Here is a 16807-nt window from a genome sequence, read left to right as displayed (position 1 = left end):
TAAGTTGTGGTGAGTTTCGTGGGATACAGAGTAATTAATGGAGTTTTATATCCTGTAGGTAGTTTTATAGGTACAGAAGATAAGAAATCCATTAACAATGAAAAGCTATGTGGTATTAAAAAAGAAAAGGTCTTTGATGATTTTTTTAAGGATGAGATCAATAAAACAGAAGGGTTTGTATTATCAAATCATGCTGCATTAAGGCTTAAAGAGAGAAATATAGAACTTAATAAAGAACTGATGGGAAAAATCAATGAGGGAATAAATAAAGCAAAAGAAAAGGGTAGTAGAGAGTCTCTAATTTTATATGAAAATATTGGATTGATTGCCAGTATAAAAAATAGAACTATAATAACGGCTATAGATAAAAATGAAAATCAATCAAATGTAATAACCAACATCGATAGTGTTGTATTATTATAGGCTGGACCATGTGTGGAGGCCATATTCTTATCGAAGGACGGAGATAAGAAAAGATTAAATTTTAGGGGGAAAATAATATGTTAAATGCAATGTATTCAGGAATTTCAGGATTAAATGCCAATCAAAGAAAATTAGACGTAATAGGTAACAATATAGCTAACTCAGGAACTACATCTTTTAAAAGTTCAAGAGTTACCTTTCAAGATAGTATGAGACAAAGCATATCAAAGGCAACAGGCTCAAGTTTAAATGTCGGTGGTACAAATCCTAAACAAGTAGGCATGGGTGTTCAACTTCAAAGTATAGATGTAAATACAGGACAAGGTAACCTTCAGCCAACAGGAAGACCTCTAGATGTAGCTATAGACCAATCTGGATATTTTATAGTTTCTAAAGGAGCTGTAACAGGAAAAATTGGACTTGATGCTACTAATAATTCTATTAATGGTGGTGATATGGAAAACTATTTCACTAGAGATGGTGCCTTTAGATTAACTAGTGAAGGATATTTAGTAACTCCAAATGGATATAGAGTAATGGGATATGTAGTTAATGACTCTATAACTCATGGTGCAGACGGAATAAAAGCTACATTTAAAGATGCAGATGAAGCATTAACAACAGGTACTGAGCTAGTTCCTTTAGCAATACCAGAAACGGTAGAAAAAGGTGGCGAACAAATGAAGATACAAAGCTATTCAATAGAAAAAGACGGTCTTTTAAAAGCTACTCTTACTGATGGTTCTGTTACAGTGCTTGGACAGTTTGCTATGGCTACCTTTAATAATACAGGAGCTCTAGAGGCAGTAGGACAAAATATGTACACTCCAACTAGTAACTCAGGAGATGCGATAGTGAGAACTGGAAAGGGTGCTGCAAAAGATAATGGCAAAGCTTACGGTGATATGATTCAAGGATGCCTTGAAATGTCAAACGTTGACCTTGCTGAGCAATTTACAGATATGATAGTTGCTAGCCGTTCTTTCCAAGCTTGTAGTAAGGTTATAACTACAGGAGACGAAATACTTCAAGAGCTAGTTAATTTAAAAAGATAGTTAAGTAATTAAAATTTGTCACAGGATAATTAACAATTGTGAACATTTCTCAGAACACTGAGAAATTGATAATCTACATTTTAGAAGTTATCCAGTAACTTTTAAGATAAGAATAATTCTTTACTTAAAAGATAATTAAAATAATTAAAGAAATAATTTACAATTATGGATATTACTCAGCAGCATGAGAGTTTCTAATCTACACTCTAAAATTTATGAGTAACCCTTAAAATAAAAAGTAATTTGCTGCTTAAAAATATAATTTTAAAATTCTCATATGCTGCTGGTAATTATCCTAAATTGTTCATTATCAATTTGCAATTGTCAAATTATATTAAAGAACTAATTAAAAAATTAAATTGACAGAAGAAGTTGTACTATGGATATTAATTAAATTTAAAATTCTCAGGTCACTGAGAATTATCCTGAATTGTCCATTCTCAATTTTCAATTGTCAATTGCCTAAGTAGGTGAAGTTATGATAAAGGTTACTACACTTAATAAAAAAGAGATAGTTCTTAATTGCAACCATATTGAAAAGATGGAAGCAGTACCAGAGACAATTATTACCTTGACCAACGGAAAGGTGTATTTATTAGCTAACACCATTGATGAAGTTGTGGAAAAGGTAATTGAATATAAAAATAAAATTTACAATTCAAAATTTTAGGAGGGTATGGATGTGAAAAAGCAAGATTTGCTAACAGTAATTGGACTTGTTACCGCTATAGCACTTATGATTCTAGGTATGCTAGGTGGAAGCAGTCTCATGGTATTCTATGATCCATTCTCCATTGCTATAACAGTAGGGGGTTCTGTAGGAGCACTTTTAATTTCTTACCCAATGAAGGAAATTAAGAGGCTTGGTAAGGTTATAGTTGAAACTTTTAAAGAAGAAACTACTTCGAAGGTAGAGACAATAACACTTTTCACCAACTTATCGAGAAAAGCAAGAAGAGAAGGATTATTATCACTTGAGGATGATATAGCAAACATTGAAGATGAATTTACGAGAAAAGCACTAAACATGGTAGTTGACGGCATTGAGCCTGAGGCAATAAAAGAAATAATGCAGCTTGAAATTGTGGAGCTTGAAAAGCGTCATGAGGATGGGTCTGCAATGCTAAAATCCCTAGGAGCTTATGGACCAGCTTTTGGTATGTTAGGTACACTTATTGGACTTATACAAATGCTTGCAGACATGAATGATGCTGCAAACTTAACAAAAGGTATGGGAAAAGCACTTATTACTACTTTTTATGGTTCTATTTTAGCGAATATAATAGCTATACCAATGGCACAAAAACTTGATTATAAAACTGCTCAAGAGGTTAATGGCATGGAGATGATTATTGAAGGTGTAATTGCTATACAATCAGGGGTGAATCCAAGAATTGTTGAGGATAAATTAAGTGCTTATTTATCACCATCAGAAAGAGCAGAAATTAAGGCTATGGGTGTAAATAACAATGAGGTGGCAGAAAATGTCTAAGAAAAAATCTGAAATTAAAACAGATGCCTGGATGAATACTTTTGCTGATACCATGACTCTGCTTTTAACTTTCTTTGTTTTGCTCTATTCATTTTCAACGGTAGATGCGGAAAAATTTCAACAAATATCAGCATCTTTTCAGAGCATGTTTTCAGGTAAAGCTAATACTAGCATGCTAGAGTTTAACATAGCATCTGGACAAGTACCTGTGGTAGGTAAACCTGAAAACACCACTGATTCTTTAAATGTAGATAATCAGGATATACAGGATAATTTATATGAGCAAGTATCTAAGTTAATTTCAGAAAGCAATCTTCAAGATGATGTGAAGGTTTTTGAAAATGAAAAAGGAATCAACATACAGCTAAAGGAAACAGTGCTTTTTGAATCTGCTAAGTCAGAATTGCTTCCAAATAGCAAGAAGATATTGAATGAAATTAACACATTAATAGCAAAGATAAATAACAATATAATAATTGAAGGTCATACTGATAATCTGCCTATTAGTACGGAACAGTTTCCAAGCAATTGGTATTTATCTTCTGCAAGGGCACTAAGTGTATTAGACTACTTTCTTATTGATAAAAAACAGCCAAATCCTGAAAGATTTATTGCTAATGCTTATGGTGAACACAATCCAATAGTACCAAATGATAGTGATGAAAATAGAGCAATGAATAGAAGAGTTAATATTATTATTGTTACTGAGGAAAAGGAGTAATAACTTATGGGTGAAGATAATAAAAAAAGCAATGTTTTTAAGATTATTTTAATAGTACTTTTAGTCTTACTATTGATAGGAGGAGCAGCTTTTGCAGGATTTTTTATAGCTACTAAAAATTCTCCAAAGAATGATCCAAATACAGTAGCTGCTGGAACTAATGTTTTAAAAGATGAAGTTTTCTTTGAAGTAGACGAACTTTTAGTAAATTTAGCGGATGAAGGTAAGCCAAGATATTTAAAAATTAAAATAGCATTAAGTTATCAAAATAATGGAGGACTTACTAAAGAGCTTGAAACTAAAAAGCCAAAAATAAGAGATGTAATTGCAAACATTCTAAGAACAAAGAAAACCACTGATTTATCACCAGAGGGAATAGATCCACTAAAAAAAGAACTGAATGAAAAGGTCAATGAAATCTTAAGCGAAGGAAAAATAGTTGATGTGTATTTTTCAGAAATTTTAGTTCAGTAGGTGAGACATAAATGGATATACAGTTTTGGAAAAGCCTAATACAGCTTTTGATTTTCCTACCTTTTATACTATTTTTAATATATCTACTTGGTAAATTGACTAATAAATTTTATATTTCACCACCAGGTAGATATATGAAAATAGTAGAAAGGCTTCAATTAACCAAGGATAGTTTTATCATGGTTATTAAAATTGGAGATAAAGGATATTTAATGAGCTCAAGTAATAATAAAACAGAAATTCTAAAAGAATTAACTGAAGAGGAGCTTTTAAAAGCGGAACAAAACAGTAAGCAGTATTATGGTACTAACTTTAATAACAGCTCTAATTTTGTAACAAATTTAATAAGGAAGAATCATAAGAAGTAGCAATTAAACAAAAATGAAGAGGACGATTTTATGAAAAGTAAGTACAGTAAATATTTAAAAGTGATTTTATTTGCAGCTATAATAATATTCTTTAGCTATAAGGTTGCATATGCTACTGCTGGAAATAGAATTCCTATTCCAGATGTGAGCATTAATTTTAATAACGGAGATACCAATCCAAAGGAATTTGTAGATAATATAAAGCTAATATTACTGCTTACAGTTCTTACACTGCTTCCTTCTATAATAATAATGACTACAGGATTTGTAAGAATTGTAACTGTATTATCACTGCTAAAAAATGCTTTAGGAGTTCAACAATCTATTCCAAGACAAATTACAATTGGACTTTCACTGTTTTTAACTTTCTTTGTAATGGCACCAACCTTTGGCAAGATTAACAATGAAGCTATTACCCCTTATATAGACAATAAAATTTCTACAGAGGTGGCTTATGATAAAGCAGTACAGCCTCTAAAGGATTTTATGTTAAAACAGACAAGGGCAAAAGATTTAAAGTTATTTTTAGAGGTTGGTAAATTAGAGGATACTGTAAAAACTATAAAGGATGAAAATAATGCAGAAGTTCCATCTTATGATGAGGTACCTCTATATGCAGTAGTACCTGCTTTTATAATAAGTGAACTTAGAACTGCTTTTGAAATAGGATTCCTTTTATTTATACCATTTTTAATTGTGGATATAGTAAGCTCTAGTGTACTTATGGCAATGGGGATGTTTATGCTTCCACCAGCAATGATATCACTACCTTTTAAACTGTTGTTATTTGTATTAGTAGATGGATGGAATTTAATTTCTCAATCTTTAATTATGAGTTTTAAGTAGTGAGGTGAGGGTATGTCAGAAACTTTAGTAATATCTCTATTAAAAGATTTAATAAAAACATCTCTTGTTATTGCAGCACCGATGCTTATAGTGGCTACAGTAGTAGGTCTTATCATAAGTATTTTTCAAGCCACTACACAAATACAAGAGCAAACACTAACCTTTGTACCTAAGATTATTGCAGTGGCTTTAATTGGACTTTTAATGTCTAGCTTTATTATAAATACTATGACTACTTTTACAGAATATATTTTTTCAATTATAGCTAATATGTGATTTTAGGTGGGGAAAACTTTGATAGATTTAACAAACATAAGTGAATTAATAGTATTTATATTAGTATTTTGTAGGCTGACATCCTTTATTATGTATGTGCCAGCTTTCTTTCCAAGTGGTACTCCTCAAAGATTCAAAATAGGATTATCTTTAGTACTGACTTTTATATTTGTACCACTTATTAATATAACTAATTTAACAGTGAATAATTCTGCCACTTTTATAGTATTAATTGGAAAAGAAATACTTATAGGACTTGCATTAGGTTTTATAACTACATTATGTTTTAGTGCAGCGCAGATGGCAGGTCAATTATTAGATTTTCATGTTTCTTTTTCCATGTCATCATTATATGATCCTATATCTAATGAAACAGTAAGTATATTAGGAAGAGTTTTTTATTGGATGTGCTTAATAGTATTTTTACTAATAGATGGACATCACATAGTAATAAATTGCTTAGTAGAAAGCTTCCAATTGGTGGATATAGGTGGACTAGCTTTAAAGCCTGAATTAGCTACTTATATGATTCAAGTAATAATAGAGTTTTTTACTATTGGTCTGAAGATGGCAATACCTATTGTACTGATAATTATTATAACGGATTTTACTTTAGGTCTTGTGGCTAGAGTAATGCCACAGCTTAATATAATGATGCTTGGTATGCCTATAAAAATATTAGTAGGATTAGCTTGTTTTACATTATCTCTTCCTGTATTTATGAAGATGATTGTAAATAATTTTGATACAGTACTTGAGGCAATAAAAGGATTATTCAATATAATGCCTTGTATATTTGTGTTTTTCGCCAGTGAAGGTGGTGAGAAAACAGAAGAAGCAACACCAAAGAAGAAAAGTGATGCTAAGAAAAAAGGACAAGTTGCCAAAAGTAAAGAATTAACTTCTGCACTAGGACTTTTAGTTATTACTCTAGTAATATCAATTTTAGGTGGATATATAGTAAATAGTTTAAAGCAAACTTTAACTATGTTTTTAAGAGATTATTCTGCGATTTCTATAGATAATAATAGCTTAAGGGGGATATTTATAACTTCTTTCATTAGGATAGCTATAGTATTTTTACCTGTGGCTATACCAATAGCAATTATGGGAATTTTGGCCAATGTAGCACAATCCGGTAAAATACTTACCACAGAGCCATTAAAACCTAAATTAGAAAAAATTAACCCTATTAGCGGATTTAAGAGAATGTTTTCCTTAAAAGCAGTAGTGGATTTAATAAAAAATTTAATCATTATTATAATTATCGCTTATGTTGGATATAAGTTTATACTTTCAAATTATGAGCAGATATTAAACTTTGGTGGTTTTAGGGTAGAAGCAATTTTAACTTCTTTGGGAGAATTGATAGTTGATATATTATCGAAGGTAACCTTAGTTATGATTATTATAGGTATTATTGATTTTGTATATCAAAAGTATCAATTTAATAAGGATTTAAAAATGACTAAACAAGAGGTAAAGGAAGAGTTTAAGCAACAGGAAGGAGACCCTGTTGTTAAAGGTAAAATAAAGCAAAAACAAAGAGAAATGTCCATGAAGCGGATGATGCAAACTATCCCAGATGCTACAGTGGTTATAACTAACCCAACTCATATAGCGGTAGCATTAAAATATGAAGAAAATACAAAAGCAGCTCCTAAATTAATTGCAAAGGGACAAGATAATATAGCTATTAAAATTAAAGAAATTGCTAAAGAAAATAACGTTCCAATAATTGAAAACAAGCCCTTAGCAAGACTTATATACAATGAAGTGGAGTTAGATACGGAAATACCATATGAAATGTACCAGACTGTTGCAGAAATTTTAGCCATAGTTTACAAACTAAATAAGAAAACTAAAAGCTAACATACTTTATCAATGCACAATGCACAGCTCACAATGCACAATTAAGAGAAATTTAATAAAAAGAAATCAATTTAAAACTTCTTCAAAAGGAGAAGTGTCTATAATTGCAAATTGTGTATTGTGAACTGTGAATTGATAAAGCTTATATAGTAAAAAGAACAAGAAGAAAAATAAACTTATAGTAGAGGATGAGAATTATGAGATTTTTTCAAAACTTTGATATAAAGAAAAATTCAGATATTATTATAGCCTTTGGAGTTATTGGAATTGTACTTATGATTATAATTCCTCTTCCTCCAGCACTTTTAGATATCTTCTTAGCAATAAATATTGCAATATCCGTTATTATAATGCTCATTACAATGTTTACCACTAGCATACTTCAATTGTCAGTGTTTCCAACACTGTTACTAGTAACAACACTATTTAGATTATCACTTAATATATCTTCTACTAGGCTAATATTAGGCGATGGATATGCCGGAGATATAATAGAAACCTTTGGACAGTTCGTTGTTAGAGGTGACTATGTAGTTGGTATTATCATTTTCTTAATTATTGTTATTATACAGTTTGTAGTTATTACTGCTGGAGCTGGTAGGGTATCAGAAGTATCTGCAAGATTTACTCTTGATGCTATGCCAGGTAAACAAATGAGTGTTGATGCGGATTTAAATGCAGGGATGATCAGTGAGGAAGAAGCGAGAGAGAGAAGAAAAAATCTCCAAAGAGAAGCAGACTTCTNNAAATACCAGCATTATTAATTTCTACTTCTTCAGGTATATTAGTTACTCGTTCTGGTAGTGATGAAAACTTTGGTAAAGAATTAGGAGCACAGTTAACAGCTTTTCCTATGGTTATAGCAATGGCATCAGCAGTTTTACTTGTACTTGCCATTATACCGGGTATGCCAAGTGGAATATTTATTTTACTATCAGCAGCTAGTGGATACAGCGCTTATTTATTACATAAGGATGAAAAACAAAAAGTTATTGATGAGATGGAAACAGAAGAAAGAGAAATCATCGAAACAGAAAAACGTGAACCTGAAAATGTAATGAATTTAATTTCAGTAGAACCACTAGAAATAGAAATAGGTTATGGACTTATACCATTAGCCGATGATGCTGCAGGAGGAGATTTGGTGCAAAGAATTTCTTCTGTAAGAAGACAATGTGCTATAGAAATGGGAATAGTTGTACAGCCAATAAGAATTAGAGATAATTTAAGACTAAAAACCAATGAATACGTAATTAAAATTAGAGGAACGGTAATAGCAAAATCAGAGCTTATGCCTAATATGTTCTTATGTATGGACCCAAGCAATGAAGAGATTACAATGCCAGGAATTAGAGCTATAGAGCCAACCTTTGGAATACCAGCACTTTGGATTAATAAAGACCAAAGGGAAGAGGCAGAAATTAAAGGATTAACGGTAGTTGACCCAACTACTGTAATGATAACCCACTTGACAGAAACTATTAAGTGTCACTGTTATGAACTATTAGGTCGTCAAGAAACTAAGATGATTATAGATTCAGTTAGTGAAAAATATAGCACAGTAGTTGAAGAGTTAATTCCAGATTTAATGACTATAGGTGAAGTACAAAAGGTATTACAGAGTTTATTAAAAGAAAAGATATCAATAAAAGATATGGTAACTATATTAGAGTGTTTAGCAGATAATTCTAGAAATACTAGAGATATAGAATTACTAACTGAATATGTAAGATTTGCACTAGGAAGAAGTATATGTAATGAACTTGTAGATGAAAACAATAGTATTACAGTATTAACTTTATCACCGGATATAGAGAATATGGTATCTAATAGTATTCAAAAATCTGTTCAAGGTTCTTTCCCAGCAATGAACCCTGATATAACTACAAATATTTTTAATTCTTTAAGAGATCTTTTGGATGTCACATATTTTAATAATAATATTCCAGTGATATTGGTTTCACCTAAAATTAGACCAGCTTTTAGAAAACTTATAGAGATGGTTTTTCCAAGCCTTATGGTATTATCCTTAAATGAAATACCAAATGATATTGAGATAAGAGCTGAAGGAGTTGTATCTGTATAATGATAATAAAAAAATATGTTGCTACCAATATGAATGAAGCTCTTACTAGAATTAGACAGGAGCTAGGAAAAGATGCGGTTATTATAAGTCAAAGAAGAATTAAAAAATCTGGCATTAAAGGCTTCTTTGGGAAAAAAGTTTTAGAAGTTACAGCAGCAATAGAATCGAAGGAAAAAGAAAATTTTGAAGTAGATTTAGATATTAAGAATTCAAAAGAACCTCGGGAAGATGAGAAGAATTTAATCGATGCCATCTTAAAAAGTCAAATATCAAGAAATACTGATAAGTTTAGTGAAATTAAAAACGTTAAAAATGATGAAAAGCCTGTAGAAGAGAAAGAGAATAGAGAAATATACAAAGAAGTTATGGAAATGAAAAATATGATTACTTCTTTGTTAAATGGTGAAATAAATAGTTCTATAGGAAATACAGATAAAACAAACTTAGGATTAATTTTAGAAGATGCAGATGTTTGTAGGGAAGTAACAGAGGATATATTAAACTCCATAAATTCTGAGGGAAGTGAAGAAGAAAAACTAGAAGAAATAAAGAAAATAATAGGAGATATGGTTAGTATTGAAGAATTAGATGTAGAAGGTACAGTAGTATTTATAGGTCCCACAGGAGTAGGAAAGACTACGACCATTGCTAAATTAGCAGGGAGATTAGCTTTAGTTGAAAAAAAGAAGGTAGGGTTAATTACTATCGATACTTATAGAATAGGGGCAGTAGAGCAATTAAAGACCTATGCTGAAATTATGAACATTCCTTTCAAAGTAGTATTTACCATGAAAGATATGGAAGCTGCTATAGAAAGTATGAAAGATTGTGAGGTTATTTTAATTGATACTACAGGCCGCAGTAGTAAAAACACCATGCAACTGTCAGAGCTTAGAGCATTTGTCGAAAAGACAAATGCTAAAAGTATAAATCTTGTTGTTAGTGCTACTACAAAAAATAAAGATATCAAAATTATTGCTGATTCATATAAAGCTTTAAACTTTAATAGAGTAATAATAACCAAATTAGATGAAACTTCAACTTATGGATCAATATTAAATATTATTAAGGAAGTTGAAGTCCCCTTAAGCTTCATAACTACAGGTCAAAATGTTCCAGAGGATATTAAATGTCCAGAAAGTAGTGAGATTGCTAGCTTAATAATAGGGGAGAAAAATATATGTTAGATCAGGCATCAACATTAAGACAATTAGCAGAGGAAAGTTATAAAATTAATTGCAAAAATGAAAATAGAACTACTAAAATATTGACTATTACTTCTGGTAAAGGAGGAGTAGGAAAAAGCAATATAGTGGTGAATTTAGGCATTACTCTTCAAAAAATGGGAAAAAAGGTATTAATATTTGATGCAGATATAGGTATGGGTAATGATGATGTATTAATTGGATGCTTTCCTAAATATAATATTTTTGATGTGATTTTTAATAACAAAAATATTGAAGATGTAATAATAGAAGGACCTTTAGGAATTAAACTTTTACCTGGAGGATCTGGTCTTTCAAGGGTGGATGATTTAACAGAGGTACAACGTAAAAGCTTTTTAAATAAACTAGAAAATATAGAGGGCTTTGATTATATTTTGATGGATACCGGTGCAGGGATAAACAGAAGTGTCTTAGGATTTATAGCTTGTAGTGATGAGTTCATAGTAGTAACCACACCGGAACCAACTTCATTAACAGATGCTTATAGTCTTATTAAGGCTGTAAGTCATTTTAAAATTAGAGAAAATGGAAGTGTAATAATTAATAGGGTTTTAGATGAAGAAGAAGGGTCAGACACTTTTGCAAAATTTAGCAACGCTTCATCAAGATTTTTAAATATCAAATTAAATTTTTTGGGTATGGTTTCTGAGGATGTTAAATTAGTGAAATCTGTTAGAACACAAAAACCACTTTGTATTAATTATCCAAACTCAGAAGCAGCAAGGGATATAGAGAATATTGCAAAAAAATTAGAGGGACTTGTACTTAGAGAACATAATCTAGGAGTACAAAGGTTATTTAAAAAGATATTTAGTATTTTTTCATAGGGGGATAGCCATGACATCAAATATAAATTTTTATCCTAACAATAGAATAAAAGTTATCACTGAAGAAGGATATGCAAAAAGCATAATTCAAGATGTGGATGAAAGGACGTTATCCATAGGATTGCCAATAATAAACCACACTTATGTAGCCATGAGACAGGGAGAAGTCTATGAGGCTATATATAATGATGGAAATGGAAATGTTTTTAAGTTCAAAATAGATGTAATCGGACGTAAATTTGAGAAGATACCACTTATAGTTATAAGTAAGCCTTATGACATACAAAAAATACAGAGAAGAGAATATGTAAGGATTAATTATACAGGTATAGTAAATTATTATTTAACACCTAATTATCCAACACAGAACTTAAGAAATTATGATATTTTAGATTTTAATGTGGGATATGCATTAGACTTAAGTGGCGGTGGTATGAAGATAAAAATCGCAGAAGAAGTTAAGAATGGTGACTATATTATAGCTCAGTTAAAAATTGACGGTGAGGATATTATAGCATTGAGCAGGGTTGTTAGAGTAGAACGTGATAAAGATGAAAAATATATTTGTGGATTAAGTTTTTTAACCATTGAAGGAAATGAAAGAGAAAAATTAATTAAATATATATTTAATGAAATGAGAAAAACGCTTAAGACTAATAGGGGTGATGGACGTGAATAGTGCTGTAGAAGCAAAGGGGGAAGTTGTAAAAAAGTATATACCACTAGTAAAATATATTGCTTCTAGAATTATCATGGGGAAAACTAAGTATGTAGAATATGAGGATTTAGTCAGCTATGGTATGGTAGGCCTTATGGACGCCTTAAACAAATTTGATGAGAGCAAAGGAATGAAATTTTCAACTTATGCGGCTATAAGAATTAAAGGGACTATGATAGATGAACTTAGAAAGAATAGCCCTATTTCTAAAGGTTCTATGGACAAGCTTAACAAGTATAATGATGCTATTGAAAAATTGCAAAATAAGTTATTTAGAGAACCGAATAACTATGAGATAGCAGAAGAATTAGGAATATCTATTCAAGAAGTTACTCAAGTTGAAAATTACATTAATTATATCTCAGTAGTGTCCTTAGAAACTTTAATGTTTAGCGAGGAAGATGAGATTTCGTTAATAGGAACTATTGAAGATAAAAAAAGTCCAAGTCCAGAAAAATCTTTAGAAGAAAAAGAGATATTAGAATATCTAGCTAAAGCCTTAGATTTATTAAGAGAGAAAGATAAATTAGTAATTACACTTTATTATTATGAGGGACTTACTCTAAAGGAAATAGGAAAGATATTAAATGTTTCAGAGTCAAGAGTATGTCAACTTCATAGTAAAGCATTATTAAATTTACGAAAAATATTAAAAAAGCTTAAGTATGATATTAACTCTTAAAATATTTAAATCCACAACTTAAAGCAATTGAGAATTGACAAAGGACAATTGACAATTAAGGTAGAAATTATTTTTAATCAAACTAATTTCTTTAATAGATTTTTTTACTAGCAATACAATTGTTAGGCTTTTATAAAAAGTTATTTTATAACTTAAAAGAAGAAATCAATTCAAGACTTCTCTTATAAAAGAGAAGTATCAATAATTCTCCATTGTCAATTGTCAATTCTCAATTGTATAAGGGGGAGGAACATGCTAATACCATTATTGTTCATAGGTATTATATTAATAATTTTCAATATTAAGGCAATTAAGAAAGAAGAAAAATCTTTTGATAAAGCCTTTAAAGATGCAGAGTTTAGTACAGATGAAATAGATGTAAAATTAGGAGAACTAAGAAGAGAGTTTAGTGAAACTATATTAGAACTTCAACAAGAAATATTAGAATTAAAAGAAAAATATGATATTAAGTATAAAGAAAAAACTTACGATAATATATTAGAGGAAAAATTAGAATTAATTAATATGCCTATAATTAAAGAAAAACCAGAGGAAGAACAAAATAAAACAACTAATCTTGAAGAAACAAAGGAAGAAACTTTAGAAAATAATATAAAAATTCAACAAATAAAAGAGCTTTTTGAAAAAAATCTTAGCATAGAGGAAATAGTTGAAAAATCAGGCCTAGGAAAGGGTGAAATATTATTAATAAAGGAGTTATATCTAAAATAAAGGGATATATAAATTTTATTGCCGATAGAAAGGTACTACTAGGTATAGGTATAGGCATAATTATAGGAACAATATTTATGGGATTTTCTAAGTTAAACTATGAACTTAGTGATGCACAAATAGAGGTGAAAGCAAGAGCTTTAGGAATGAAATATCCCGATGAGGTAAAAATTATGATTAAGGATGAGGTGAAAAAATGATAAGAGGATTATATAATGCTGCTTCTGGTCTTATAACTAGTGAAGCAAAACAAAATGTAATAATGAACAATATTGCAAATTCAAACACTACAGGTTATAAATCAGAGAATTTATCTATTAAAAGCTTTGATGAAGTTATGATATCTAATAAAGATAGAAGTGTTAATGGTAAAAATTATAGGGTTAATATAGGAACATTGAGCAATGGAGCAGAAATAAATGAAAAAAATATAGACTTTACTCAAGGACTAGTTAAAGATACAGATAGTAAATTTGATTTTGCACTAGAAGGAAATGGTTTTTTCACTGTTCAAAGAACAGGAGTTAATGATGCAGGTAACTACTATACTAGAGATGGACATTTTCAAGTTAATGCAGCAGGATACCTAGTTACTTCAAATGGAGAAATGGTATTAGGTAGAAATTTAATGACTAACGTATTAGAACCAATAAATGTAGGTAATGGAGAACTTACCTGTGATAAATTAGGTAATATTAAAATAAACGGCAATATGACTCATAGCTTTGGAATTGTAGATTTTGAAAATTACGATGGATTAAAAAAAATTGGACAGAATTTATATCAAGGAAACAACCCACAATTAGCACAGGGAGCTATGATTAGACAAAATGCCTTAGAGGGATCAAATGTGGAAGTAATTGAAGAAATGGCTGATATGATGGCTGTTATGAGAAACTTTGAAAGTGATATAAAGGTTTTAAAAACACTAGATGAAACTTTAGGTAAAGCAGTTAACGAAATTGGTAAGGTAAGATAGTAGGAGGGGAAGAATTTGTACACTCTTTTAAATAGCAATAGGAGTGCAATGGTTGCACAACAAAGAAAATTAGATACTATATCTAATAACTTAGCAAATGTAAATACAACTGGATATAAAAAATTAAAAGCTCAATTTTCTGATTTATATCAAGATACTTTAGAGCGTCAAGGATATCCTACTACTGATGGTGCGGAAAACTTGAACTATGGTACAGGGGTGAAAATTGGTAAATCAGTAAGACAAGTAACTCAAGGAAGTCTAGTAGAAACCGGCAAGAATAGCGATTTAGCCATAGATGGACAAGGGTTCTTTAAAATATATATGGCAGACAATACTGCAGCATATACAAGATCTGGAGACTTTAAAGTAGATTCTACTGGAGTTTTAGTTGATGGTAATGGAAATAGATTAAGTGTAGTTAACAGAAATGGGAATGAAGTAAATTATCCTAATGGAAGAATGAAGCTTACAAATGAAAATTTCACTGTAGATAAAAATGGAGTATTATATAGAAAAGAAAATGAAAATTTTATAGAAGTAGGAAGTATTAAGACATATGATTCAATAGGAGATACTTCTTTACTTTCAGTAGGAGAGAGTTTATTTGTACCTAGGGAAGGTACTACTATGTATGAAACAAGGAATAGAAATATTCAACAAGGTTATTTAGAGAACTCAAATGTCAATGTAGGTGAAGAAATGTCAGATATGATATTAACCCAGAGGGCATTCCAATTAAGCTCAACAGGTCTTAAAACCACTGATGAGATGTGGGGACTAGTAAATAGCCTAAGATAGTGAATTAGAAGAGTTAAGGTATATAAATAAGTAAGAACATAGAATTTAAAATCACCTTAGTGGAAAGTATAGGCTTCCACAATAGAAAATTAACTCATACATGATTTTAATTTTCATAACAAAAAATATTTTCTATGAATTAAAAATTAAGAATTAAAGATACGAATTATGTTTTAAACTCCAAGGGCAAAGCCTTTGGAGTTTTTTTAGAATAAATTTTATTTTAAGAAATTCACTAAGAGAGAATCTCATCCTAAAATCTTCATTAGTAACTATTAATTCTTAATTTCTAAGGGGTTAAGCTATTTTTATAGAAAATTTATTTTCCAATGGATATTTTAAGCTTTCACATTGCATCCCTATAACTTATCTCTTAAGGTAGGTCTTTACTAAAAATTCAGAAAAAACATTGATTTTTTAAATTTCAAATAATATAATGATGTATGTAGGATATGTAATCAGTATATGTGATTTATTAAAATTAAATAGTTTAAATAGAGGAGCGAGTAGATGGTAATATATATTAAGAGGAATAACTTCTCATAATATATATGAAGGATTTTTACACGCCGAAAGTATATACTTTTAAGTATAATACTTGGGGATAGAAAGCAAATTTTCTATCACTGTCATAAAATATTATGATGAGCTATTTATGTAATGAAAATATGAAATTTTTCGTGTATTTATAGCCTATTATATATAATAAGAATTATTTAGGCACTGAAATTTCAGTGTCTTTTTAGTTTTTTGTTTTCTAATGCTAAAGGTATTACTCAATGAAAAAATTTATAGACAAGTTAATAGGATATATAGAAAATTTGAAAAGTATTATTTATAAATATAATAAATTAATAATCACTAGTTTATTATACTTTATTCTAAAAGAGGCATGTCCTACATATAATGTATAAACATATATACAATTGACAGTCAAGATGAAATTTAGTTTAAAATAAACTAGTTTCTTTAAATATAATTTTTACTAGAAGCTTTATTATAAGTGTATCGATAAAAGGGACAGTTTTGAAAAAATAGAATAATTAATATAATAAATGCTTAATATAAAAGTTTTATTGAGGCATATTAAAAAATAAATAGTCATCAGTATACTTGTCTAATTTCCATCATACCGCGCTGTCAGAGCTATATGATGACTAAGTTATCATGTAACCTGTAGACAGTCTGATGTAAAGTTATGTGCTATATTTTTGACTGATTATTTTCTT

18 protein-coding genes, 1 pseudogene and 1 riboswitch are annotated in these 16807 nt (G+C 29.9%); all 19 genes and pseudogenes read left to right on the top strand.

The window, feature by feature from the left end; translation table 11 throughout:
• Positions 1-18: 18 nt before the first annotated feature.
• The 19 genes and pseudogenes from B3603_RS18225 to B3603_RS18135 all read left to right on the top strand — a co-directional run bounded on the left by B3603_RS18225 (position 19) and on the right by B3603_RS18135 (position 15578).
• Positions 19-423 carry a TIGR02530 family flagellar biosynthesis protein gene (locus B3603_RS18225; protein ID WP_291567564.1) on the top strand — a complete coding sequence of 135 codons (405 nt, stop codon included), beginning with the start codon at positions 19-21 and terminating at the stop codon, positions 421-423.
• Between the two features lie 77 nt (positions 424-500).
• Positions 501-1478, top strand: coding sequence for a flagellar hook-basal body complex protein (locus B3603_RS18220; protein ID WP_291567562.1), 978 nt, complete (start codon positions 501-503; stop codon positions 1476-1478).
• Between the two features lie 478 nt (positions 1479-1956).
• Positions 1957-2148, top strand: coding sequence for a flagellar FlbD family protein (locus B3603_RS18215; protein WP_291567560.1), 192 nt, complete (start codon positions 1957-1959; stop codon positions 2146-2148).
• 12 nt (positions 2149-2160) lie between these two features.
• A complete protein-coding gene (locus B3603_RS18210) occupies positions 2161-2970 on the top strand; it encodes a motility protein A (protein ID WP_291567558.1) in 810 nt (269 codons plus the stop codon).
• Positions 2963-3691: a flagellar motor protein MotB gene (locus tag B3603_RS18205; RefSeq protein ID WP_291567556.1), complete on the top strand. Its 729-nt coding sequence runs from the start codon at positions 2963-2965 to the stop codon at positions 3689-3691. The genes B3603_RS18210 and B3603_RS18205 overlap by 8 nt, the downstream gene beginning before the upstream one ends.
• A 6-nt stretch (positions 3692-3697) precedes the next feature.
• Positions 3698-4165 (top strand): flagellar basal body-associated FliL family protein, encoded by a 468-nt coding sequence (locus B3603_RS18200; protein WP_291567555.1) that lies wholly within the window; start codon positions 3698-3700, stop codon positions 4163-4165.
• An 11-nt stretch (positions 4166-4176) separates the two neighbouring features.
• Positions 4177-4533, top strand: coding sequence for a flagellar biosynthetic protein FliO (locus B3603_RS18195; RefSeq protein ID WP_291567552.1), 357 nt, complete (start codon positions 4177-4179; stop codon positions 4531-4533).
• 30 nt (positions 4534-4563) lie between these two features.
• Positions 4564-5379: a flagellar type III secretion system pore protein FliP gene (gene fliP / locus B3603_RS18190; RefSeq protein ID WP_291567550.1), complete on the top strand. Its 816-nt coding sequence runs from the start codon at positions 4564-4566 to the stop codon at positions 5377-5379.
• 12 nt (positions 5380-5391) lie between these two features.
• Positions 5392-5655, top strand: a complete 264-nt coding sequence (gene fliQ / locus B3603_RS18185; protein WP_039632551.1) for a flagellar biosynthesis protein FliQ — start codon at positions 5392-5394, stop codon at positions 5653-5655.
• 18 nt (positions 5656-5673) lie between these two features.
• Positions 5674-7527, top strand: coding sequence for a fused FliR family export protein/FlhB family type III secretion system protein (locus tag B3603_RS18180; RefSeq protein ID WP_291567546.1), 1854 nt, complete (start codon positions 5674-5676; stop codon positions 7525-7527).
• 197 nt (positions 7528-7724) lie between these two features.
• Positions 7725-9613: pseudogene (locus B3603_RS18175) on the top strand (flagellar biosynthesis protein FlhA).
• Positions 9613-10800 (top strand): flagellar biosynthesis protein FlhF, encoded by a 1188-nt coding sequence (flhF, locus tag B3603_RS18170; RefSeq protein WP_291567544.1) that lies wholly within the window; start codon positions 9613-9615, stop codon positions 10798-10800. The pseudogene B3603_RS18175 and the gene flhF overlap by 1 nt, the downstream one beginning before the upstream one ends.
• A complete protein-coding gene (locus B3603_RS18165; RefSeq protein WP_291567542.1) occupies positions 10794-11666 on the top strand; it encodes a MinD/ParA family protein in 873 nt (290 codons plus the stop codon). Before flhF ends, B3603_RS18165 begins: the two co-directional genes overlap by 7 nt.
• Before the next feature lie 10 nt (positions 11667-11676).
• On the top strand, positions 11677-12345 hold the full coding sequence (locus tag B3603_RS18160) for a flagellar brake protein (protein ID WP_291567540.1): 669 nt from the start codon (positions 11677-11679) through the stop codon (positions 12343-12345).
• A complete protein-coding gene (locus tag B3603_RS18155; RefSeq protein ID WP_396152368.1) occupies positions 12338-13066 on the top strand; it encodes a FliA/WhiG family RNA polymerase sigma factor in 729 nt (242 codons plus the stop codon). The genes B3603_RS18160 and B3603_RS18155 overlap by 8 nt, the downstream gene beginning before the upstream one ends.
• Positions 13067-13318: 252 nt before the next feature.
• Positions 13319-13798, top strand: a complete 480-nt coding sequence (locus tag B3603_RS18150; RefSeq protein ID WP_291567536.1) for a hypothetical protein — start codon at positions 13319-13321, stop codon at positions 13796-13798.
• 77 nt (positions 13799-13875) lie between these two features.
• On the top strand, positions 13876-13998 hold the full coding sequence (locus B3603_RS18145; protein ID WP_312573555.1) for a hypothetical protein: 123 nt from the start codon (positions 13876-13878) through the stop codon (positions 13996-13998).
• On the top strand, positions 13995-14777 hold the full coding sequence (locus tag B3603_RS18140) for a flagellar hook-basal body complex protein (RefSeq protein ID WP_291567534.1): 783 nt from the start codon (positions 13995-13997) through the stop codon (positions 14775-14777). The genes B3603_RS18145 and B3603_RS18140 overlap by 4 nt, the downstream gene beginning before the upstream one ends.
• A gap of 15 nt (positions 14778-14792) precedes the next feature.
• Positions 14793-15578 carry a flagellar hook-basal body complex protein gene (locus tag B3603_RS18135; RefSeq protein ID WP_291567532.1) on the top strand — a complete coding sequence of 262 codons (786 nt, stop codon included), beginning with the start codon at positions 14793-14795 and terminating at the stop codon, positions 15576-15578.
• A gap of 487 nt (positions 15579-16065) precedes the next feature.
• Positions 16066-16238, top strand: a riboswitch (Lysine riboswitch).
• The last annotated feature ends 569 nt before the right edge of the window (positions 16239-16807 follow it).

The organism is Clostridium sp. UBA2485 (assembly GCF_002341865.1).
GTDB lineage: Bacteria > Bacillota > Clostridia > Clostridiales > Clostridiaceae > Clostridium_J.
This window is presented reverse-complemented; position numbering and strand designations above follow the sequence as displayed.

What these genes read in the sequence shown, in the direction of transcription:
- B3603_RS18220 (WP_291567562.1), top strand. Translation starts at nt 501, where the DNA reads ATGTTAAATGCAATGTATTCAGGAATTTCAGGATTAAATGCCAATCAA.
- B3603_RS18160 (WP_291567540.1), top strand. Translation starts at nt 11,677, where the DNA reads ATGACATCAAATATAAATTTTTATCCTAACAATAGAATAAAAGTTATC.
- fliQ (WP_039632551.1), top strand. Translation starts at nt 5,392, where the DNA reads ATGTCAGAAACTTTAGTAATATCTCTATTAAAAGATTTAATAAAAACA.
- B3603_RS18150 (WP_291567536.1), top strand. Translation starts at nt 13,319, where the DNA reads ATGCTAATACCATTATTGTTCATAGGTATTATATTAATAATTTTCAAT.
- flhF (WP_291567544.1), top strand. Translation starts at nt 9,613, where the DNA reads ATGATAATAAAAAAATATGTTGCTACCAATATGAATGAAGCTCTTACT.
- B3603_RS18140 (WP_291567534.1), top strand. Translation starts at nt 13,995, where the DNA reads ATGATAAGAGGATTATATAATGCTGCTTCTGGTCTTATAACTAGTGAA.
- fliP (WP_291567550.1), top strand. Translation starts at nt 4,564, where the DNA reads ATGAAAAGTAAGTACAGTAAATATTTAAAAGTGATTTTATTTGCAGCT.
- B3603_RS18205 (WP_291567556.1), top strand. Translation starts at nt 2,963, where the DNA reads ATGTCTAAGAAAAAATCTGAAATTAAAACAGATGCCTGGATGAATACT.
- B3603_RS18215 (WP_291567560.1), top strand. Translation starts at nt 1,957, where the DNA reads ATGATAAAGGTTACTACACTTAATAAAAAAGAGATAGTTCTTAATTGC.
- B3603_RS18165 (WP_291567542.1), top strand. Translation starts at nt 10,794, where the DNA reads ATGTTAGATCAGGCATCAACATTAAGACAATTAGCAGAGGAAAGTTAT.
- B3603_RS18145 (WP_312573555.1), top strand. Translation starts at nt 13,876, where the DNA reads ATGGGATTTTCTAAGTTAAACTATGAACTTAGTGATGCACAAATAGAG.
- B3603_RS18200 (WP_291567555.1), top strand. Translation starts at nt 3,698, where the DNA reads ATGGGTGAAGATAATAAAAAAAGCAATGTTTTTAAGATTATTTTAATA.
- B3603_RS18195 (WP_291567552.1), top strand. Translation starts at nt 4,177, where the DNA reads ATGGATATACAGTTTTGGAAAAGCCTAATACAGCTTTTGATTTTCCTA.